The sequence below is a fragment of the Mycobacterium asiaticum genome, from assembly GCF_001673635.1.
Classification (GTDB): Bacteria; Actinomycetota; Actinomycetes; order Mycobacteriales; family Mycobacteriaceae; genus Mycobacterium; species Mycobacterium asiaticum_C.
Map to the genome: position 1 here is coordinate 32,578 of NZ_LZMH01000031.1, position 21,767 is coordinate 54,344.

Genomic DNA, 21,767 nt, shown 5'->3' on the forward strand with positions numbered 1-21,767 from the left:
GAAATGACCTGTCCTGCAGGACTCTAGACACAGGAGGAAACGTGTTCATAGGTGGAGGGTCTGAGCACGACGGCATGAGGGTGGGAAACGCCTACGACTGGGACCCGGGTGACGGAATAGTCATCACCTGGGAACCGACTCCCGCTTGCCTCGCGAAGGCGCAGCAGGCGCCGGCAAGTTCGGTGCCGGCCAGCTGCATGCAGGCGGGTCACCTCCGCGGATTCGTCGAGTTCCGGGACAAGGGCCTCGACTACTCGCGCGCGATCATGGGCTCGTGGGAAGTACCGGGCCGGTGCGACATTCGCGCTATGACGTACGTGATCAACACGCACCTCCGCAGGCACGGGACCTACCACAGCTGGTTCGACTTCCAGGACCCGGACAACATCGTCCGCCACACCCTGCAGAATCCGCGCGACATCAACTTCGTCGCCAAAAAGCACGGACCGATGACGCAGCCCGAGTGGGAAGCCCACGTGCTGGCCACTCCCGACCCGTTGCAGTGGGATTGCTTCCGGTACGGCATCGTTCAGTACGACGACCGCTTCGCGTTGTACGCGGTCGTGGACCACCTGCACTGCGACCCGATGCTGATTGCCGGGTTGTACGTCGAAATCGTGATGAACTACAACGCGCTGGTCGAGGGCAGGGCGCCCATGACCATGCCGCCCGCGGCAAGCTACGACGACTTCTGCATCCGCGAGAGCGAGACGATCGCGGCCATGACCCTGGAGTCGCCGGAGGTGCGCACCTGGGTCGAGTTCGCCGAAGCCAACGGCGGCACGCTGCCCGACTTCCCACTCCCCCTGGGTGACCAGTCGATCGCGTGCGGCGGCGACATCCGGGTGGAGCAGCTGCTGGCCGCCGATCAAACGGCGAAGTTCGAATCCATGTGCCGGCAGGCGGATGCACGGTTCAGTGGTGGCCTGTTCGCTTGCGCTGCGCTGGCTCACTACGAGCTGACCGGCGAGCTCACCTACTACGGGCTCACGCCGACCGACAAGCGCAAGACCCCGGCCGAGTACATGACGGTCGGCTGGTTCACCGGCATCGTGCCTTTCACCGTTCCCATCGACCCGAACTCGTTCGAAGAAACCGCACGCGCCGCTCAGGCATCGTTCGACGCGAACATGAGCTGCAAGGACGTACCGTTCGACCGCGTGCTGGAACTGGCGCCGTGGCTGCGCAAGCCGGGACCCCAGTTCACGATGATGAGCTACATGGATGCGGGGCTGCCGCCCCTCTCCGGCATCGTCGCTACCGCATTGGACGGTGTGAATGCGGGCGCATACACCGACGGCCGCAGCCCGGCGTACAAGTACTCCACGGTGTTCCGCTTGTTCGACGAGGTCTCGATCATGGTGTCGTACCCGAATAACCCGGTCGCTCGGGAGTCGGTCACGCGGTTCACCGACCAGTTGAAGTCGGTGTTCCAGCGGGTAGTGGCCGGCACTTTGGCGGTCACCCCGGTTCGGGTGGCGCAATAAGCGGTCCGTAGGACCGAAGTTCGCGAACGCGCGGACGATACTTATTACGGAGTTGAATACCGGCAATGAAAGCTGTCCTCGCCGTCCATGGCACCCGCGGCGACGTGGAGCCTTGTGCCGCAGTCGGCGCAGAGCTCCAGCGTCGGGGCCACGAAGTGCAGATGGCGGTCCCGCCCAATCTGATTTCGTTCGTTGAGTCGGCGGGCCTGAAAGCCGTTGCCTACGGCCCGGATTCGCATGCGCAGTTAGAGGAAGAGATCTTCCGGAGTTTCTGGCGGGTCCGTAATCCTCTTGGCGTCCTGCGTCCGGGTGCCGAGTACCTCACCCGGGGATGGGCCGAAATGGGCACCACCTTGGTATCCCTGGCGGAGGGCGCAGACATCATCGTCGCCGGCCAGACTTATCAAGGGGTTCCGGCCAATGTTGCCGAGTACCTGAAGATTCCGATGGCCGCACTGCACTACTTTCCGCAACGGGTGCACGGCCATCTGATTCCGCTGCTGCCGCCACCGGTCACCCGCACCGCTATGCGCGCGGTATACGGCCTGTATTGGCTGATGACCAAGGGCCCAGAAAATGAGCAGCGCCGCGCGTTGGGCATGCCGTCGACAAGGGTTTCCTCCGCCAAACGCATTGGGCAACAAGACTGGTTGGAGATTCAGGGCTACGAAGACGTTTTCTTCCCGGGCCTGAAAGAAGAATGGGGCGACAAGCGGCCGTTTGTCGGCGCGCTGACGCTGGAATTGCCGACGTCCACCGATGACGAGGTCGCGGAGTGGATCGCCGCCGGCACACCCCCGATTTACTTCGGGTTCGGCAGCATGCGGGTGGAAACCCCGGAAAACACCGTAGCCCTGATCAGCGAGGTTTGCGCCGAACTCGGCGCCCGAGCCCTGATTTGCGGCGGGGTAACCGATCTCGGGGACATTCCGGTACCCGACAACGTCAAACTGGTCGCCGAAGCCAACCATGCCGCCGTGTTTCCCAAGTGCCGCGCCGTCGTTCACCATGGCGGCCCCGGCACCCTGGCGGCGGGTATGAAGGCCGGTGTCCCGACATTGGTTCTCTGGATCAGCGCCGAACAGCCACTCTGGGCGGCCCAGGTGGTCAAACTCAAGATCGGCAAGGCACGCCGTTTCGCGGGAGCAACCAAGAAAACACTGCTCAAAGACCTGCAGAAGATCCTCGAGCCCAAGTACGTCAACCGCGCTCGGGAGATGGCACAGCGGATGACCCCTTCGGCCGTCAGCGTGCAAAAGGCGGCCGACCTCATCGAGGACAAAGTCCGGGAGCGCGACAAGGCTGTACCGGCGCGCGACGCAGGATAGCGCTCATGACCGGGCAAAATGTAACGCTAGCGTCACGATTGAGGGCGACAACCGATTACCCGGCCGGGGCCGGAACGAACTTGTAGGGTTTATAGAGTGTCAAGCCGTTCTTCTGGTTCCAGTGAATCGGCCAAGCCTGGGGGAATCTACGACCGCATAGGCCAATTCGTGGTGCAGTGGCCACTGCTGGTCATCGGGGGCTGGATCGCGGTAGCGATCGCATTAGCTCTGGCATTCCCGCCGCTTCAGGTTCAGGCCGGGAAACATCCGCCGCAGCCCTTTCCTGACGACGCCCCGACAATGGTCGTATCTCGGGAGATGGCCAAAGCATTCAGCGCACCAGCGGACGGTTCAAAGGACGACAAGAGCGGCCCGGCAGCCGCAGCGGCATCGCCAACTTCCCTGCTGATGGTCGTCTTGACCAATGAAAAGGGTCTCACACCGGCCGACGAAGCCACGTATCGCAAACTCGTCAGCAAGCTCAACGAAGACACGCAAGACAAAATGTCGGTCCAGAACGCCCTGGACGACCAGGAGGCGCGGAACCTGCTGGTCGCCAAGGACGGCAAAGCCCTGATCCTGCCGATCAACGTTCCTGGGGATCAGAACGATCCGGCTACCCTTGCGACCTACAAACGTGTCGCGGCGATCGTCAAACAGAACGTCGCGGGAACAACGTTGACTGCCAACCTCAGCGGACCGCTGGCAACCGTGGCTGACATTACGGATATCGGGCAGGAGGATATCCACTTCATCGAGATCGCCACCGTGCTCAGTGTGTTCATCATTTTGCTCGTCATCTACCGCAACCTGGTCACGATGTTCGTGCCGCTAGCGACGATCGGGATTTCGGTGGCCACCGCGCAGGGTGTCTTATCGGGCGCCGCAGAACTCGGCCTTGGCACCAACCTGCAGGTCATGGTCTTCATGACCGCGGTCTTGATGGGCGCGGGGACGGACTATGCCGTCTTTCTGATCAGCCGGTACCACGATTACCTGCGGCACGGCGACGACTCCGATACGGCGGTCAAGAAAGCGCTGATGTCGATCGGCAAGGTGATCGCTGCATCTGCCGCCACCGTGGCTGTCACATTCCTCGCGATGATCTTTACGAAGCTGGAAGTCTTCAGCGCTGTTGGCCCGGCAATCTCCATCTCGATCGTCGTCGCGCTCTTGGCAGCGGTCACTTTCCTGCCCGCCGTCCTGGTGCTCGCCGGCCGACGCGGCTGGATCAAACCGCGCCGCGAGCTGACCGGAAAACTGTGGCGGCGCTCCGGAATTCGCATCGTGCGCCGGCCGCGCATTCACCTGGCCGCGAGTCTCGTCGTCCTCATCGCGCTCGCCGCGTGTCTCAGCGCCGTTCGCTTCAACTACGACGACCTCAAGTCGATGCCGGAGGACGTGGAAAGCTCGATGGGGTACGAGGCGATGAATCGCCACTACCCGATGAACCAGATGACACCCATGATGTTGTTCGTCCAGTCATCACACGACCTGCGGACACCCAGCGCCCTTGCCGATCTCGAGCAAATTGCCAATAGAGTCAGCCAAGTGCCCGGTATCACAACGGTGCGGGGGCTGACGCGGCCGAACGGGGAACCGCTGGAACAAATGAAGGTGTCGTGGCAAGCCGGTGAGGTCGGCGGCAAGCTCGACGAAGCCTCCACTCAGATCGAGAATCACGGCGGGGATCTGGACAGACTGGTCGGTGGCGCAAACCAATTGGCCGATGCGCTTGCCCAGCTTCGCGATCAGGTCACCGGTGCCGTATCCAGCCTGAGCGGCACGGTCGCGGCACTCACCGCGATGGAGGAGATGATCGGCGGTGACCGCGCCATTGCTGCCCTGGACCAAGGGGCACGGTACACCGGACAGATGAAGGCCCTCGGCGACAGCCTGAGTGCCTCGACGACGAACGCGGAGCATATTTCGGCGTGGGCCGGCCCGATGCTGAGGGCGCTGTACAACTCTCCGGACTGCAACATCGATCCGGGGTGTGTGAGTTCGCGCGCCGGCTTGGCGGCGATGGTTGCGGCCGACAACGATGGGACCCTCATTTCCATCAAGGCACTGGCCCGGAATCTTCAAGCGACTCAGCAGACCCGCACCATCGGCGAGACGTTGACCAAGATCCAGCAGACGCTCACCCAGGCCTCCGACGCTTTGAAGACCATCAAGAATCTCCAAGCGACGATGGCCCAAGCGCAGCAAGGCTCCAACGCGCTTGCCGATGGAAGCCGGGCAATCGCCTTCGGCGTCAAAGAACTTGTGGATCAGACCAGGAAGATCGGTAGCGGTCTGAACGAGGCGTCCACCTTCTTGCTGGAAATGAAGCATGATGCCTCAAAGCCGAACATGGCGGGCTTCAACCTTCCCCCACAGATCATGACCAGGGATGAGTACAAAAAGGGCGCGCAGATCTTCATCTCGCCAGACGGCCACGCCGCCCGATACTTCATTCAAAGTGCGCTCAATCCGTTCAGCACGGACGCGATGGACCAGATCACCGCGATCGAAAAGGCCGCCCGAGAGGCGACGCCGAACACCGAAATATCGGATGCGAGGATCGCAGTAGCCGGGGTTCCCACGGGGCTTCGCGACACTCGCGACTACTACAACGGCGATATGAATTTCATCATCATCGCGACCATCATCATTGTGTTCCTGATTTTGGTGATCCTATTGCGCGCCATTGTTGCGCCGCTGTACCTCATCGCCTCGGTGCTGCTCTCTTATTTGTCAGCACTAGGAATTGGCGTCCTCATATTCCAATTCCTGCTAGGCAAAGAACTGCACTGGAGCCTGCCCGGGCTTTCATTTATCCTGCTCGTCGCGGTCGGCGCGGATTACAACATGCTGCTCATCTCGCGAATACGCGATGAGTCGCCACACGGCGTGCGATTCGGCGTCATTCGCACGGTAGGGTCCACCGGCGGCGTGATCACTTCCGCGGGTCTGATCTTCGCGGCATCGATGTTCGGCCTGCTCACTGCCAATATCAGCACCATGCAGGAAGCCGGCTTCATCATCGGTGTCGGCATCGTGATCGACACGTTCCTGGTCCGTACCGTCACCGTTCCGGCCTTGGCCGCGATGATCGGGCAGAAGAACTGGTGGCCCTCCAAGCTGGACGGTTCGGGCAAATCGCGATCAAACGGAAAAGCGCAGCAGGTATGGGCAAAGATTTCACGTCAGTTGATCAGAATGAAATTGCTGCCGCCGCCGCCACCACCGCCCAGAAAGCCGCAGCCCCGGCCGGGGGCGCGCGGAGCTCGTCCAAGAGCAAGCTCGGCCACGAAAGCTCGGGCAGGTCACTACGAGCCGAGCCACTCGCTTCCGTTGTTCGACCTGAGCGGAGTGCGGAAGCAGCTAACGGACGACCTGCAGTGGACCGAGTCCCGTCCGATTGCCACGCGCAACGGCAGTGGCAAGAAGAAGCGCAAGAAGGTAGACCCCTACGTGGGCCACTCTCTGCCGCTGTTCGGATACAGCGTCATTCCACACAGTGCGGTCGTCGTTGCGACAAAGACGGCACCGGCGGAAAACGCGGCAAAGAGCAACGGCAACGGCGCGGCCACCGACCAAGCAGTCGACCCGCAGTGAGCTGACGTTGAATGCCCGGCCGGTGTCGAGCCGGCCGGGCGAATCGGCGCTATGCGTCCAGGCGGGTGAACTCGTCCTGGCGGTACAGCTCGACGCATTGCGACCTTCTGATCTTGCCACTGGTGGTGATCGGGATCGAACCCGGCGATACCAGCACCAGATCCGACACAGTGAGTCCATGTGACTTCGAGATTGCCGATTTCACTTCACGTTGGACGGCACGCAGCTTGTCCAACGCGTCCTCGTCATTGTCGCGTTTCTTCATCTCGATGATCGCGACCAGCTTCTCGACGCCTCGATCGGATACCGCGATGGCCGCGCATCGACCAGAAGTGATCTCTTGGATAGTGGCTTCGATGTCATCGGGGGAATGGTTGCGGCCGTAGACAATCAGAAGATCCTTGATCCGGGCGATGATGAAAAGTTCTCGCTCCGAGAAGAACCCGGAATCCCCCGTTCGCAGCCACGGCCCCTCGGCGGTCCCCGGACTCGGATCGACGATCTTCGCCTGGAACACTCGTTGAGTCTCTTCGGGTTTCGACCAATAACCGGACGCGACGTTACCGCCACGAACCCAAATCTCGCCAACGGTGCCCTCGGGACACTCGCGACTCGTGTCGGCGTCGACGATGCGGACCTCCATCGATTCGGGCGCCCCGTAGCTCACCAACGGTGTACCGGTACCGCTCTCAACCCGCACCGCGGTGCCGGCCGGCAACTTCTCGCTGTCGAAGTAGCCGATCTCCGGCGGATCACCCGGTTCGCGGGTGGCGATATAGACCGTTGCCTCTGCCATCCCGTAGGCCGGCCGGTGCGCCTCCGGCGGAAAGTTGAAGGGCGCGAATCGGTCCGTGAATCGCTTGAGGGTGGCCGGCTGCACCCGCTCGCTGCCGTTGAGAATGCTGTGCAGTCCACTGAGATCGAGCCCGGACAGGTCTTCACTCGACGTCTTGCGCACCGCTAAGTCGAAGGCGAAGTTAGGGCCCGCCGAAACCGTGCACTCATGCTCGGCGATGAGTTGCAGCCACCTGGCCGGGCGCTGCAGAAACCCGACCGGGCTGGACAGCACCGTAGTAAAGCCACCCAAGATCGGCATGATGATGCCCAGCAGCAGGCCCATGTCGTGGTAAAGGGGCAACCAGGACACGATCGTCAGTCCCGGGGGTGCGACGCCACCGCGGGCCCGGAAGAAGTCACCAATGATCTGTTCGTAATTGGCGAAAACGTTCCGGTTGTTGACCATGACGCCGGCAGGGGTGCGGGTCGATCCGGAGGTGTATTGCAGGTACAGGAATTCTGGCTGGTCATCCCGCCCGGCCCGCGGCCGGGGTCCCGATGGTTTTCTTCGCGAATCCAGATCCAGCAGGTCGATTTCGACAGTCGCGGGTATGTCGGACGTCCCCTCCGCCTGCAGCACCTCTCGGACGTTCTCCACGACGGCGGACGTCGTCAAGATCACAGCGGGCGACGTGTCGGCAAGAACGGAGAGCGTTCGCTCGTCGTGGGCGCCGCCGTAGGGCACGGACAGTGGAACAGCGATCAGTCCGGCCTGCATGGCACCAAGGAACCCAACGAGGTATTCGAGCCCCTGCGGCGCCAAGATGAGCGCCCGGTCGCCCGTAGTACCATGCGCCTTCAGTTCTTCGGCCAGGTTCGACACTCGCCGGTACAGCTGTCCCCACGTCAGGGTGGTGCGGACGCCGTCCCAATCTTGCTCGTAATCAACATATGTGAATGCCGGGTCATTGGGCTGCAAGCTGGCGCGCTCGCGCAGCACGGCGGGAAGGGAGGACTCAACCACGGACATCAGGTTACATACGTGGCCGCGTTTTCAGGCGGGAACGCCGAGGTAGGCCCAGGGATGTGACACCGACCACGACCGGCCCCTCCGCAGACGTCACCTAGGCTGGTGTGAAATGGAAAATCTGCTCGCGCATATGGATCAGGTGTCATTTCTCGGCGTGCGGGCGCTTGGCTACGGCGCGTTGGTCCAGTTCACCTGGATATACGATCGCCCGGTCAACCTCGACCAGCTACGCCGATTTCACGAAAACCTTGGATATGGACTGCTGGGTCGACGGGTTGAACAGTCTCCCCTGCCGTTCGCTCGCGATCGCTGGGTCATCTGCCGGGGACCCCGCGACGTGGACGTCGCAGCCGCTTCCCGTCCGCGCTCCGAGGTCAACGCATGGGCCTACGAGCGCGCTTGCCTTCCCATTGATCCAGAACGCGGGCCCAGTTGGCATCTTGGGGTGCTGCCACTGGCGGACGGCGGCTCGGCGGTGTGTCTGACGGCTTCGCACACCGTCGTGGACGGACTGGGTTTTCTGCAGGCAATCGCCGATGCGGCACGCGGTCGGAGGCACCACTTCGGGTATCCGTTCCCGGGTTCAAGGACGCGCCGGCGTGGCATGGTCGAGGATGGACGCCTGACCATCGCCTCGGCTCCGCAGCTGGCCCGCGCGCTGGCAGCGACCGGACGCGTCGTGCGCAACCGCCGCAGGGAAGTCGGCGCGTCTTTCACCTCCGGCCGGACTTCTCGGCGGGCTGGCGAGCCCGACCACCCCGTCGTCGTGCCCTCGGTGACCGCCTATATCGACTTGGTGGACTGGGATGCACGCGCCAATAGCCTTGGCGGCAACAGCCATACCCTGCTGGCAGGCTTCGCTGCCCGGCTCGGTGTGCGAGCCGGACGGGTGTGCGCCGATGGGACGGTCAACCTGTCCCTGCCGATCAGCGATCGGACCAAGGACGACACCCGGGGAAACGCAATGGTGCTGCCTGTCGCTTCCGTCGACCCAACCGGCTTGACCCAAGATCTGACCGAGGTGCGCGGCAAGGCGAAGCTGGCGTTCACCAACCTGAGCGGCACGTCTGATGAGTTGTTGGCCACGCTGCCGCTGACCTCGATGGCTCCGAAGTGGTTGGCGCGCAGGACAGCAGGCGTGGGGATGGGAAGCGCACAACTCCCCATCGGCTGCTCGAATATGGGCGATCTGGACCCGGTGGTCAACCGGCCGGATGGCACCGACGCCGATTACGCGGCTGGGCGGCTAGTCGAGCCTGGGATCAGCAAGCGCGTTCTGGAGCGGATGCGGGGTCAGCTGTTTGTGGTATCAGGGCGGATTCACGGCAGATTGTGGATTTCACTCAATGCCTACCTTCCCGGTGTGATCACCGACCGGCAGGAACTGAGAGAAGCGGCGCTGCACACCCTCGCCGAATTCGACTTAACCGCAGAGATCCACGGCTGATCAGCTTGTCGAAGTCTCCAACCGCAGCGGCTTGTGCGAACTGCGGTCGTGCGCAATCCCAATCTGCCGCATGATGTTTGCGGCCACGCGCAGGCCGTGTAAGCGCCGTAACCCTTGCAGCATCGCGATGTTCGCACCCAGCTCATAACGCCAGGCGCCGAAGTGCGCATTGGCCGTCCTGCGTCCGAAGTGGTTGATGTAAGCCATTTCTGTCGTATAGACGCCAAATCCAGCGTTGCGCGCCCGGAAACAGAGATCGAGATCCGGGCCCCAGCCGTACTGCTTGAAGTCGACCAGATTCATGCCGCCGGTCTCCTGCCAGCAAGCCCGGGAGACCATCAGGGCAGTTCCTTCTACGGACGGCACCACCCGGTACTGCGGGCGAGGTACGTAGTCGGCGGCCTCGGGCTTTTGCTCATCGGTCGCGTATGGGTAACCGTGATCGAACATCGGGCCCACGACCCCCGCGTTGCCTGGCAGCCGCGGGTCGAGTAAGCCGGCGACGAAACCCTTCGAGATCCGGGTGTCGTTATTCAACGTCATTGCATGGGAATAGCCTTCGGAGAAAGCAATTGCGAACCCGTGTTCACTGCCGCCCGCCCATCCCAGGTTTTCACCGGGCGTGATCACCCGCTCCTGGGCGATTCTCGGATAATCACCGCGATTATCAATGATCACGTAGTCGGCGCCCTCGCGCTCCAAGTCACCCACCAGGGCATGGGTGTATTCGTGCTGCCCGAAGACCGGGACGGTGATCAGAACCGACACGCTAGCCACCGTACATCGGCCCAATCCGCTATATCAGGAGAACCGTTTACCACGCGCAGCTTCTTCCAACAGGTCAGCCGACGTAGTGACACTGGTGGTGGCCTTCGTCATCTGGGCAGCGACCTCTCGGGCTCGCTCAGCGCGCTGCGGTGTGAGTATCCGACGCAGATCGTTGGTCAGTGACTTACCCGTGGTGCGCGAAAACCGCCGGGCCCTGCCGACTTTGAGCCGCTTGACCACCGCCGCCCAGATGGGCTGATCCGAGGCCACCCACAGGATCAGTGTGGGCACCCCGGCACGCATGCCGGCGGCGGTGGTGCCGGCGCCGCCATGGTGGACCACCGCCCGGCAGGCGGGGAAGATCGCGGCGTGGCTGACCGCCCGCACCACCTTGACTCGGGGGGTAGCCGGCATATCCGTCAGATCCGTTGCACCGGAGCAGATTAACGCTCGCTCCCCTAACTCATTGCACGCGGTGATGATTGTGCGCACCATCTCGGGCGGTGACTTGACCGGCATGCTGCCGAAACCGAAGTAGATCGGCGGAGTACCGGACGCAATCCAGTTCAAGGTCTCGTCGTCGAAATCGGTCGACAATTCCGCCGTCAACGCACCCACGAACGGGCGCCGCGCAGTCCATTCTCGGCTCAAGCCGGGGAAACACAGCGCGTCGTAGGCTTGCAACTCCAGCGATCCCCGCTCCGCCATTCGCCGCGACGCGGGCCCCTTGGCCCTGGCTATACCCAGTTCGCCGCGTTGCACGTCCTCGGCCCGTTTGACCAGGCGCCATTGCGCCCAGTCGCTGACCTTCATCGCCGACCGCAGCACGGGCGCAGGGACGATGGAGATCAGGTGGCCATTCGGTCGCATCGGGACGTGATGCCATGCGACGAGCGGGATGTTGTAGTGCTCGGCGACATTGGCTGCAGCTTCCTGGTACGACACACCGGTCATCAGGAGGTCGGCCCCAGCCGTCACCGACCTCAGCGTGTGGCTCACGTCGGCCCAGCGCTGATTGACGTGGTCGAGCGCGTCACGTACCGGTTTAATCGGATCTTTGATGCTCCACGGGGTGACGAAGACATCCGGAATCTCTCCCGTGGGGGGACCCATCGGAACAGCTGTCAGCCCCGTGCTCTCAACGAATCCGACCTGGTCAGGCGGGGTCGCCATGACAACGTCATGCCCGCGGCGCCGTAGTTCGATCCCGACTGCTGCGCATGGCTCGACGTCGCCGCGCGTCCCGCAACTCGACAGGACGAATCTCATCGACCTTTAGTCATTCGGAAGCTTGTAGATCAACATGACGTGCGGAACGCGGTACAAGACATCGAACCAGTCCAGCGGTAGCGGCGTCTCGGACACCTCAACGGCCTGCTCATCGATCCACTGCAGGGCCGTTCGATAATCACCTGCTATTTCCAGCCGGTATGCCAGCCTGAATGCTCCGATGTGGAACTTGGTCAGCATCTTCTCCACCCGGGTCTCAGGCAGATCCTCGAACGCAATGATGCTGCGCCGGGCGACCCGGCGGCACTCCTTGATCAACGCCATCGGGTCGTTGCAGTGATGCAGCACGAAACTGAGAACGACGTGGTCAAACGCGTTGTCCGGGAACGGGATCGACCTGCCGTCGAACACGCTGAAGTCGATGGGGGTGGTCACCGCGTCATGGACGTCTATCCCGGTCGTGATGGCACCGTGCATCTCTGCCAGGTACTTGCACAGATGCCCCGTTTCACACCCGACGTCCAGGACCGTGTCACCCCGACCGATGTGGTCTCCGAGCATCAGCGCCTGGCTTTCCAGCCGCTTACCCAGAACCCTGGGAGACCACGGTATGAGGGTGGCCTGCGCTCGCCGCCCAGCGCGTCGCCAGTTCGCGCGGCGATTGGTTTGCCGGCGATCATCGGTGAAAAAGCGTTGCAGGGCGGTCATCTCGGTCCGTTCGATCAGCTGTGAAGGTCGTAGACTATCAGTCCCGCCACTGGCGGCAGGGCGTTCTGGGCGACCGGCGACTGCGAGACCCGACTCACACACAGCGTTTCTGCGAATGCCGCGATAATCCAGCACGCGCGTACCGAACATGAAATACTTCCTCGCGTGGGGCAGCATGCTGTTGAGGTCGAGGGCCTCACGAAAACGTTTGGAGGGCCGGCGCCGGCTCTCCGTGGGGTGGACTTCTCGGTTCCGGCGGGCTCGGTGTGCGCCATCCTGGGCCATAACGGCGCTGGTAAGACGACCACGCTGAACATCCTGTGCACATTGATCCGGCCCACTTCGGGCCGCGCGGTGGTCGCGGGATACGACGTCGTCAGTCAATCAGCCAAAGTGCGCTCCCAAATTGGGATAACCGGCCAGTTCACGGCGGTGGATCCGATGCTTACCGCCCGGGAGAACCTGGTCCTGTTCGGACGCATGCGCGGGCTTGGCCGCAAGCAAGCGAAGGCGCGCGCCGACGAGTTGATCGGCCAGTTCGACCTCGTCGCAGCAGCCGACCGGCGAGTATCGACCTTCTCGGGAGGCATGTGGCGGCGGGTTGACCTCGCCAGCGCACTGGTCGTCACACCCAAGGTGCTGTTCCTCGACGAACCCACAACCGGACTGGACCCGCGGAGCCGCCGCGACGTGTGGAGCATCGTCAGCTCCCTGGCGGCACAGGACGTCACCGTGCTGCTCACGACTCAGTACCTCGAAGAGGCGGACGTCCTGAGCGATTCCATCATCGTCTTTGACCACGGTCAGGTGATCGCCAGTGGCACCGCGACCGAACTCAAGCGCAAGGCCGGTGCCTGCTACTGCGAGGTGACACCTGCCAACCCGGCGGATCTGTCTCAGGTCGGGTCGGCGCTGGCCGGACTCGAGGGCATCGATCTCGACTCCGACACGAACTCGGTATCCGTGCTCGCCCGAGACGGCGTGGCCACCTTGACCGAGGTTTTCCGCCGGCTCGATGCGATCGGCATCGAGATCGCCGACATCTCCCTGCGCAAACCGTCTCTGGATGAGGCGTTCCTGCACCTCACCAGCCAACCCGTCGCCCAAACATGACCGCGCTGGCCGCCCTCACTGAAAGATCGCTGCGCAACACGCTGCGCGACGCAGGGATCATCTTCGAGGTGTTCGTGCCGATCGTGACCCTGGTCGGTCTCACCATGGCCACGCACGGGATGATCGACACCGGCCACATGACATATCCGCAGTACGTGCTGCCCGCGGTCGTCGTTCAGTCGATGATCATGGCTGCGGCACTCACCGCGGACCGAGCCGGCCGCGATCGCGTGTTCGGTCTGGGTACGCGGCTTCGGACCATGCCGATCGCGGCGATCTCCCCGGTAAGCGCTCGGATTACAGCCACGCTGGTGCGGGCGTCGATCGCCCTGACGGCCACCATGGTCGCGGGTTACGCGTTCGGCTTCCGGGTGACCGGCGGACTGCCCGCTGGATTGGCCTTTGTCTCCCTGGCACTTCTGCTCTGTCTGGCGGTATCCCTTGGTGCCGACGCCCTAGGGTCCAGCGGCGGCAACATCGAGACGACGAGTCAGATCCTGTTGATCCCGCAGCTGGTACTGATCCTGCTGTCCACGGGAGTTGCACCGGAAAAGACCTTTCCCGAGTGGATCCGGCCGTTCGTGCGCAACCAGCCCGTATCGCATACCGCCGAGACCTTGCGGGGTCTGGCCAGCGGGCACGTCCCGGCAAACCATGCGACGGCAGCCATGGCGTGGTGTTTGGGAATGCTTCTAATCTTCGGAGGGATCACACTGCGGATGCAGAGGCGCGGCGCATGAACCCGACAGGTAACGCACTGTTTGAACTGGTCAACCAGAGTTGGCTGCATGCCGGCCGGATCATGATTCGGTGGCGGCGGGAACCTGCGGCGGTGCTCAGCACCGTGCTTCTCCCCATCTGTTTGCTGGTGGTGTACAAGGCGGTACTCGGCGAGCAGATTTACAAGGTCACCGGCGTGGACAGCATCTATGGACTGGTGCCGATGTGCGCGGTGCTGGCGGGGATGTTCGGCGCCTTGGGCGGTGCCGTCGGCATCCCGATGGAACGCTCGTCGGGCCTGCTCAGTCGCATGTGGGTGCTGCCGGTGCACCGGGCGAGCGCTATCGCGGGACGGCTGACCGCCGAAGCCGCGCGTGCGCTCCTGGGCACCATTCTCATCACCGCGGTCGGAACGGCAATGGGTCTGCGCTTCACGCATGGCTGGCACACTGCCCTCGCGTACATACTGATCCCGCCACTAGTGGTAGTCGGATTCACGGCATTTGTGATGACGCTGGCAGTTCGCAGCAACGGCCGCGCCATCGTGACTTATCTGGCGGCCATCATCACCGCCATGGTCTTCATCAGTTCGGGTACTACGCCCGTCTCTCAATTCCCGCACTGGTTACAACCGGTGGTCAGATTGCAGCCGATGTCACCACCCATTGAGGTGATGCGGGCACTCGCGCACGAAGGCCCATTGCTATTGCCACTGGTGCTGACTGTCGGCTGGGCGGTAGCGCTGATCGCCGTGTTCATTCCGTTGGCCGTGCGTGGGTACCGCTCCGCCGCCGAGTGCAGCGCGTGACATCACCGCTGCGTCGGTAGCTCGATCTCACGCCTTCTTGAAGCAGTACACCCGGTAGGAGAACAGGCCCATCTCGACGCCCTTATAGAGCCGTCCACCCTGCACTCCCCCATTGCTGCGGGCGAACTTCTGCAGAATCTTCGGGACCCTGCGGCTGATGAGTTCCTCGAGTCGCGGAGAGTTCTTCTCCAGGCCCCGCTTCACTTCGTCGTCAATAGAACGCTGGGACACCAGTTGCAGCGGAGCGGCAGCAAGCGCCTCCTCCCACTCCGGAATCAGGTGCACGGCCCGCAGATCTGCGTAGAGAAAATGCCCGCCCGGACGCAATACGCGTGCTACCTCGGTGAGGAAACGCGGGAAGTTGGGATAGTGGTGTGAGGCTTCGACATTGAGCAACACATCGAAAGACTCATCTGGGAAGGGAAGCTTCTCGGCGTCTCCCTGCACAAATTTGAGGCCCGGCAACTTGTGCCGCTTCTGACAGAACTTGATGCCCGTCGGATTCAAATCCAAGCCAGTGTAAGAGGCCGGCTTCTGCGTCCGTACGAGATAGGAAGAGCCCCCGCCGTGGCCACAACTGACCTCCAGGACATCCTTGCCTTCCAGGTCCACCTGGGTCGCGACCGTGTGGTACAGCTGGATGTAGTACCGGTCGGGCTCATCCGCCTCTGACAGCGGGAGCGCCATCGGCGGGTCTTCCTCGTAAGCCCAGTTGATGAACAAAACCTCGTCCGCGCCCATGAGGCGGGTGCCGATGGGGTATCCATACTTCGCGACGAGCTTCATGACGATCGAGCTGGATCTCACTTGGATAGCAGAAGGCACCGGGTGAGTATGGCAAAGATGCGGGCTGCGCGTGGCGGATCCGGGTCGCCAATGACACATGCCACAAGATTTGTCGTTTGCTACTACTCACTGAGCGGATGCGTCGTGTAGTCACGGGGCACCTGCTTGTGCCACCTGTCTTCCCGCCGCAAGGTCCGCTCTATCGCCATGGTGGCGCGCCAGCCGTGCAGCCTCACCAGGCCGCGCAGCATGGCCAGCCGAGCGCCCCACTCGTACTTTCTGCGCCCGAAGTGAACCTTCGCGGTCTTACCGCCAAAGTGGTTGATGTAGGCCATTTCTGTCGTATAGACGCCGTAGCCGGCTGCCCGCGCACTCAACGCGAGATGAAGATCGAGTCCCCACCCGTAGCGGCCGAAGGTATCCAGATCCATTCCCCCGACGCTGTCCCAGCACTGCCGGGACATCATCAAAGCCGTTCCCTCTACTGCGGCCACATCCCGGTAGAAAGGTCGCGGAAGGTAATCGGCCGCAAGAGGCTTCTCGTCTGTTACCGCGCACGCGAAGCCATCGTCGATCACCGGGCCAACGATTCCTGCGTCTGCGGGCAGGCGTGGGTCGAGCATGCCCGCGACGAAGCCCTTCGAGATGCGGGTGTCATTGTTGAGCGTCATCGCGTGGGAATAGCCCTCAGAGAAGGCGATTCGGAAGCCGAGCTCGCTGCCGCCGGCCCAGCCGAGATTTTCACCGGGCGCGGTGACGCGCTCGTTGCTGACCTTGGGATAGTCACCGCGGTTGTCGACGATGAGGTACTCAGCGCCTTCGCGTTCCAAATCAGCAACCAGCGCGTGGGTGTACTCGTGTTGGCCGAAGACCGGGACGGTGATTAGGAGCGACACGAGAAAACCGTACAGGGGCCGAGAATCGCCAGCGGGCGTTTGGCCAAGCCGACGAAAACACTTCTCAGCGGCACGAACGCCAGTCGGACAAAGTTGCGGACGGTTATGCTCAGGCGTCAGACAACGAGGACAGGAACCCATGCGAAAGACGGCAGAGCCGACCGGCCTCACGATGTACTACCGCCACACCCGGCCGGAGATGCTGCGTTTGGTTCCAACCACGGCCAAACGCGTCCTGGATCTTGGCTGCGCGGAAGGAGCCTTCGGCGCCGGAATCAAAGAGGTCACCGGCGCGGAGGTCTGGGGCATCGAGTTCGACGAGCACGCGGCCAACGCCGCGACGGGGGTTCTCGATCGCGTTCTTGCCGGCGACGCGGATAAGCGGATAGCCGAGCTCCCCGACGCCCATTTCGACGTCATAACCTGCAACGACGTCCTGGAGCACCTCGTTGACCCGGGCGCAACGCTCAAGCAGCTACGCCGCAAGCTCACCCCGGGAGGCCTCGTCATCGCCTCCATCCCGAACATTCGCTTCCTGCCGGCGCTAAGCAAGATCATCTTCCGAAAAGACTTCCCGCAGGAGGACTTCGGGATCTTCGATCGCACTCATCTGCGGTTCTTCACACGCAAAAGCATGATGCGCATGTTCGAGAGTTCCGGCTTCACTATGCAGAGCATCAAAGGAATAAACGCCCACTACGGGGGCCTTTGGCTGCTCGCCAATGTCCTGAGTTTTGGATACTTCGCCGACGGCCTCTATCTTCAGTACGCCTGCGTGGCGGCGCCCAACGGGTGAGGCCCGGCCGGGCGACTCAGGGGGTTACGCGCATCTCGTAGAAACGCAGCCGCGCATTGGCAGGTCCCTGGCCCAGCTCGCGGGAACGGCCGACACCGATGGTGTGCGCGTCTATTTCGAGGTTGGTGCCCCGAACCGAACCTGGGGTGCTGACGAGAAACGGCTCGGCTGCGTTTCCGGTGATGAGGCGATAACTCGTCCCGTCGAGGGTCACTGTAGGGGTGGTCAGCGGGAGGATCGTGCCCTGGAACAGCCGGTCGATGATCGTCGGGTTGAGGTCGATCCCTACCAGCACCGCCATGTCGGGCGCGCTGGGTGGGGGAACTTTGACCGATCCGTTCCCGGATACCTCGACCTCCGAACGTTTGGTGAGTGGCCCGCAGCGCTGTGCACTGCGGGTGAAGAGAGCCCACTGGTTCTCGACGCCGGCCACCGCGAAATCGCAAAGCAACGCACGGGAATACAGCGGCGATTCCTGCACGGCCAGGCGGCCATTGATGCCGGCAGCGGGTGAGGCGGTCGAAACGCGTGAGAGTACGAAATCGGTGCGCTGACTGAGCGAATCGCTGTTCAGCTTGTCGAGTGAGGGCAGATACGTCGAGTAGGTCGCGAATACGGGCGCCGGCTGCCACGCCAAGTTGTAGGCCCACACGACGGTCGTATCGACGGGATCGACGTGAACTGTTCGCGATCCGATGGTGGTGAGAAAACGGTCCGGGACGGCGTAGAACTCACGTTGCCGTGCCTTGGCTTGTTCGATGCGATGGGCGAACCGGCCGGGGACCGCCAGGGTCGTCAGGCGATCAACCGATTGTGCCGGCGCCTGTATCGCGGCCACGGAGCGATCATGAAGGGCGGGGGGGCCGCCGGCAACCAAGAAAGCGAGCACCACCCCGGCCAACGCGATGGCGCGCAGGCGGACCCGGGGAAACGGGGCCAGAACCACCGAGACCACGATGAGGCCGACCAACATACTGATGTGCCATAGGTCGTAACGCCCGAATGCGCTCTTGGCGGTGATCAACGTGGCGACACCGACGAGCCCAATGAAGCTACGCGGAATTTTGGTACCGCCCTGCGCAAACGCCCAACAGAGGGCGCCTACCCACAGTAGGGCCATTAAGAGCGCGGGAATGGCGTACAGCGGCAGTGGCACTGCTTGCGCTTCGTTGTAACCCGCCACGATAGCGACGCTGTACCTCAGCCAGGCGAACAAGTTCTCCGGCTGTTGACCCGCAAGGAGCCAGCAGATCACGACGGATACCGAGAACGCGACCACCGTTGCGCAGTGGCGCACAACGGCTTTCCAGCCGAGCAACACCGATGCGGCCAAGCCGATTGCGAACATCGTGAGGCCGGTATTGAACTTCACCAACAGCTGGAGCCCACCGACCAAGCCGATGACAACGCAGGTAATAAACATCGTGGATCGTGATGTGTTCTGTTGCAACATGGGCACCGCCGCCCAGGCTATAGACGCCAGAATGGCCAGCTCGGGGTACATCAAGCCCAACGAATTACCATGGGTGACTTGAAGAGTCGCGATGCCAGCCGTCGCGACGAACGCGATGAGGAGTGACGTCATGGGGGCACAGCGCAGACGAAGCACGGCGCACACGCCTAGAAACAGTGCGGCCACAACCGCCATCTGATAAATGCTGGCCAGCACGGACTGCCCGAACGAGTAGTACGACACCGTTTGTAGAAACCCCAGCGGACCATAGGTGAAGACGACGTCCCGGCCCCACGCAAGATGGTGGAGCGGAGCCAGCGCAAGGACCGCCTCCCAAGAGGGGTCGACCCCCACCCCCGCGTCAACGGACCACTGTGGTTGCACGATCACAGCGGTGACAAGCGCCGCGAGGACGCGCTGCCAGCGGGCCGAGCCCCATGTTGTCGTCGAACACCACGTTCGCACGCGCTCTGATCCCGTCAGTACCACTCCCGCAAAGTACCAATGCGGAGGAACGCGGCTAGTAGTCGGTTGGGCGAACACGCAATGAAACTGCGGCAGTAGCAAATCCCGCCGGACGCCGGTGGCTTCGAGGCCACGGCAATGCGGCGTAATGCGCCACGATAGGCTCTGCAACGGCCACCGAGAGGAGCTGATCATCAGCAACATTCGCGTGCCGCCCGTAGCCGTATACATCGCGGTTGCGGCCGGGCTCGTCCTAGCGACCGTAATCTTGCGCGGCCAGGCGATCAGCGAGTGGGGGCTACTCAACCCTGATGAAGCGGAACTCATCGTCCAGGCCCGCGCCGCGCTCCTTTCGCCCGTTCCGTTTAGCACCTGGGCTACTGGAACCACCGGCCCGTACTGGGTGCTCTTCCTCGCCGGGCTTGGTGCGCTTGGTGCGCCGCTGACACTTGCCTTTGCTCACCTACTTTCGGCAGTTCTCCTGGCGCTCAGCGCCGCCGCTCTGTTTGTCACGGCGTCCCGGGCGATCGGTCGGAGAGCCGCACTCGTGGCCACCTTGGTGTGGTGGTTGCCGATCGCAACGACGGTCCTGGTGGGCGATGCGGTGAATTTCGACACGCTGAGCACTGAATATCTGCCGACCCTCCTCGTCTTGGCTTCGGCGCTGGTTCCGCGCGAACAATTGGCATCGAAGCCTTGGCTGTTCGCAATTCTCGGTCTAATGGCCGGCCTCGCGGTCGGCGCAAAGTTTCAGGTCGCCCCGCTGGCCGCCGCGTTTGTCGCGGCGCAGTTGATAGTGCTGGACACAAGCGTGCGACGCATCTTTGTGTCCCTGCTGTGGTGGGTTGGCGGCGCAGTGCTGCCGTTGACTGCGATCGTGCTAGTAATGGTGGTCTCTCCGACGACCAATTGGGCGCTCGTCGAGCAGACTTTGACGTTCCTCGGGTCCTATGGGGGCGACCGCACTCAGCTGCAGCGGTTCACAAGCACCCTCGCTGCGCTCATCAAGCCGACTTTCTATCTACTCGTCGGGCTTGGTGGCTTGGCTTGGCTTGGCCGGCACAGCGCCAGACGATCCAATGTGGCTCGGGTGATCCTCATCCTGGGCGGGTTCACGGCCGTGCTGATCGGGGGTATGGGTTTTCCGCATTACCTCATCATTTACTTCGGGGCGGTCGCGCTGGCTGCCACGATGCCAGTCAGGCCCAACGTCCGCTTGTTCCCGCAGCAACTATCGGCAGCCGCGTTGGCGGGCGTTCTGACCCTGGTGACCGCCGTCCTGGTCTTATTCGGGTACGCAGTCGCAAAAAGTCCGCCGCTCTCACCTGAGAATGCCGTTGCCGCGTTCTCCGGCAATTCGGTCAACCGCAACTCCGCACTGGCCCGGGCCTGCCCGCCAGGATCGCGTGCCCTGGTCTGGGGTTGGGCAGCCGAACTCTACGTCGCACAGGATTGGCAGAGCACCATGCCCTATCTGAACGTGCTCGGGCTGAGCACGAGCCCCGCGAATCGAAAGGCCGCCGAGCCGATAGTGCGTACCGGGATTGACCGGGCAGACTGTGTCGTCGACGCAACCAGCATCAAACGTCCCGCGTGCCGCTCGGACCGTCTCGAGCCGCGCGTGTCTTACTGCAACTTGTCGGAGTCTTCGCTGCCGCGCGTCTATCCGAACCTCGCCGCGCTGACGGAGCAGCAATTTCACGCGGTCCCAGTCACTGGCAATTGTGAAGGATGCACGCTCTACGTGCGAAATGAGTCCTCTTGAGTGTCGGAGGCGGTGCGCCGGAACGAGAAGTATCGGTGGCCGAAGTAGCTCAGCACCGTACTCGCGGCCAAGATGATTGCCTGTGCTGGTATCCGGTGCAGGCCCAGTTGGACCAACACAGGTAGGGCGACGGCGTTGATGCCCAGCGCGGTGAGGTAGACGCTCTCGAAACGCGCAAGGTCTCGCATGACATGGCCGCGGACGCGGAATACGAATTGCCGATGCATCACGAAGGCGAACAACACACTCAATACATGCGAGATGCCGAGGGTGACCAACGATCCCGCAACCGTTCCAGATCGGTGGTCTACAAGCTGGCCAACACTCTCCGAGCAGGCGACGAAGATCCCAAAGCCGACAACCGTGTTTATCGCCCCCACCACGAGAAAAGCCACGCGTTGATCGCGAAAGAGCCGGATCAGCGGGCCCGGCGGGACGGATTCGGGTGGCAGGTCGAATTCGGTCATTCGCGGCTTTCGGATGCGGCGAGCTGGTATCGGGCGACCCCGAGCGGATCATGATCCTCATGCGCGCGCCGCTCCCCCTCGCTCTGGCACGTCACCGCCGCGCAAAAGTCGAGCTGGTAA

General features: G+C 62.7%; 17 protein-coding genes. 9 read left to right on the forward strand and 8 right to left on the reverse strand.

Annotated features, from left to right (window positions below):
* Positions 1 to 74: 74 nt before the first annotated feature.
* The 3 genes from A5645_RS07575 to A5645_RS07585 all read left to right on the forward strand — a co-directional run bounded on the left by A5645_RS07575 (position 75) and on the right by A5645_RS07585 (position 6,418).
* Positions 75 to 1,487: a condensation domain-containing protein gene (locus A5645_RS07575; protein WP_172830488.1), complete on the forward strand. Its 1,413-nt coding sequence runs from the start codon at positions 75 to 77 to the stop codon at positions 1,485 to 1,487.
* Positions 1,488 to 1,552: 65 nt separating this feature from the next.
* On the forward strand, positions 1,553 to 2,815 hold the full coding sequence (locus A5645_RS07580; RefSeq protein WP_065129083.1) for a glycosyltransferase: 1,263 nt from the start codon (positions 1,553 to 1,555) through the stop codon (positions 2,813 to 2,815).
* A 96-nt stretch (positions 2,816 to 2,911) separates the two neighbouring features.
* Entirely contained in the window at positions 2,912 to 6,418 is a 3,507-nt protein-coding gene (locus A5645_RS07585) for an MMPL/RND family transporter (RefSeq protein ID WP_081288217.1), read from the forward strand.
* A gap of 49 nt (positions 6,419 to 6,467) precedes the next feature.
* On the opposite strand, the gene A5645_RS07590 is transcribed toward A5645_RS07585, so the two are convergent.
* Positions 6,468 to 8,225 (reverse strand): AMP-binding protein, encoded by a 1,758-nt coding sequence (locus A5645_RS07590; protein ID WP_081288218.1) that lies wholly within the window; start codon positions 8,223 to 8,225, stop codon positions 6,468 to 6,470.
* Positions 8,226 to 8,334: 109 nt separating this feature from the next.
* Here A5645_RS07590 and A5645_RS07595 point away from each other — a divergent pair, with 109 nt between their 5' ends.
* Complete coding sequence (locus A5645_RS07595) at positions 8,335 to 9,672, forward strand: hypothetical protein (protein ID WP_065129085.1); 1,338 nt, start codon at positions 8,335 to 8,337, stop codon at positions 9,670 to 9,672.
* Here A5645_RS07595 and A5645_RS07600 read toward each other — a convergent pair whose 3' ends face one another.
* The 3 genes from A5645_RS07600 to A5645_RS07610 are packed head-to-tail and all read right to left on the reverse strand — an operon-like array spanning position 9,673 to position 12,555.
* Positions 9,673 to 10,440: a glycosyltransferase family protein gene (locus A5645_RS07600; RefSeq protein WP_065129086.1), complete on the reverse strand. Its 768-nt coding sequence runs from the start codon at positions 10,438 to 10,440 to the stop codon at positions 9,673 to 9,675. It abuts the gene before it with no gap.
* Between the two features lie 33 nt (positions 10,441 to 10,473).
* Entirely contained in the window at positions 10,474 to 11,709 is a 1,236-nt protein-coding gene (locus A5645_RS07605) for a glycosyltransferase (protein ID WP_065129087.1), read from the reverse strand.
* 6 nt (positions 11,710 to 11,715) lie between these two features.
* Entirely contained in the window at positions 11,716 to 12,555 is an 840-nt protein-coding gene (locus tag A5645_RS07610) for a class I SAM-dependent methyltransferase (protein ID WP_081288219.1), read from the reverse strand.
* Between A5645_RS07610 and A5645_RS07615 the strand changes: the two genes are divergently transcribed.
* The 3 genes from A5645_RS07615 to A5645_RS07625 are packed head-to-tail and all read left to right on the forward strand — an operon-like array spanning position 12,544 to position 15,019.
* Positions 12,544 to 13,491 carry a daunorubicin/doxorubicin resistance ABC transporter ATP-binding protein DrrA gene (locus A5645_RS07615; protein ID WP_065037605.1) on the forward strand — a complete coding sequence of 316 codons (948 nt, stop codon included), beginning with the start codon at positions 12,544 to 12,546 and terminating at the stop codon, positions 13,489 to 13,491. The genes A5645_RS07610 and A5645_RS07615 overlap by 12 nt on opposite strands.
* Positions 13,488 to 14,231 (forward strand): ABC transporter permease, encoded by a 744-nt coding sequence (locus A5645_RS07620; RefSeq protein ID WP_065129089.1) that lies wholly within the window; start codon positions 13,488 to 13,490, stop codon positions 14,229 to 14,231. Before A5645_RS07615 ends, A5645_RS07620 begins: the two co-directional genes overlap by 4 nt.
* Entirely contained in the window at positions 14,228 to 15,019 is a 792-nt protein-coding gene (locus A5645_RS07625) for an ABC transporter permease (protein WP_081288220.1), read from the forward strand. Before A5645_RS07620 ends, A5645_RS07625 begins: the two co-directional genes overlap by 4 nt.
* Positions 15,020 to 15,046: 27 nt before the next feature.
* Here the strand turns inward: A5645_RS07625 and A5645_RS07630 are convergent, their stop codons facing one another.
* Positions 15,047 to 15,805, reverse strand: coding sequence for a phthiotriol/phenolphthiotriol dimycocerosates methyltransferase (locus A5645_RS07630; protein ID WP_065037607.1), 759 nt, complete (start codon positions 15,803 to 15,805; stop codon positions 15,047 to 15,049).
* A gap of 122 nt (positions 15,806 to 15,927) precedes the next feature.
* The gene (locus A5645_RS07635) at positions 15,928 to 16,716 is read right to left on the reverse strand and encodes a glycosyltransferase family protein (RefSeq protein WP_065129177.1); all 789 of its coding nucleotides are present in this window, start codon (positions 16,714 to 16,716) and stop codon (positions 15,928 to 15,930) included.
* A gap of 124 nt (positions 16,717 to 16,840) precedes the next feature.
* On the opposite strand from A5645_RS07635, the gene A5645_RS07640 reads away from it, so the two are divergent.
* Positions 16,841 to 17,497, forward strand: a complete 657-nt coding sequence (locus A5645_RS07640) for a class I SAM-dependent methyltransferase (protein WP_065129090.1) — start codon at positions 16,841 to 16,843, stop codon at positions 17,495 to 17,497.
* 16 nt (positions 17,498 to 17,513) lie between these two features.
* Here the strand turns inward: A5645_RS07640 and A5645_RS07645 are convergent, their stop codons facing one another.
* Positions 17,514 to 19,439 carry a hypothetical protein gene (locus A5645_RS07645; protein WP_065129091.1) on the reverse strand — a complete coding sequence of 642 codons (1,926 nt, stop codon included), beginning with the start codon at positions 19,437 to 19,439 and terminating at the stop codon, positions 17,514 to 17,516.
* Between the two features lie 124 nt (positions 19,440 to 19,563).
* On the opposite strand from A5645_RS07645, the gene A5645_RS07650 reads away from it, so the two are divergent.
* Positions 19,564 to 21,180 carry a hypothetical protein gene (locus A5645_RS07650; protein WP_065129092.1) on the forward strand — a complete coding sequence of 539 codons (1,617 nt, stop codon included), beginning with the start codon at positions 19,564 to 19,566 and terminating at the stop codon, positions 21,178 to 21,180.
* On the opposite strand, the gene A5645_RS07655 is transcribed toward A5645_RS07650, so the two are convergent.
* Positions 21,156 to 21,647 carry a GtrA family protein gene (locus A5645_RS07655; protein WP_065129093.1) on the reverse strand — a complete coding sequence of 164 codons (492 nt, stop codon included), beginning with the start codon at positions 21,645 to 21,647 and terminating at the stop codon, positions 21,156 to 21,158. The two genes, A5645_RS07650 and A5645_RS07655, sit on opposite strands and share 25 nt — an antisense overlap.
* Positions 21,648 to 21,767: the final 120 nt, after the last annotated feature.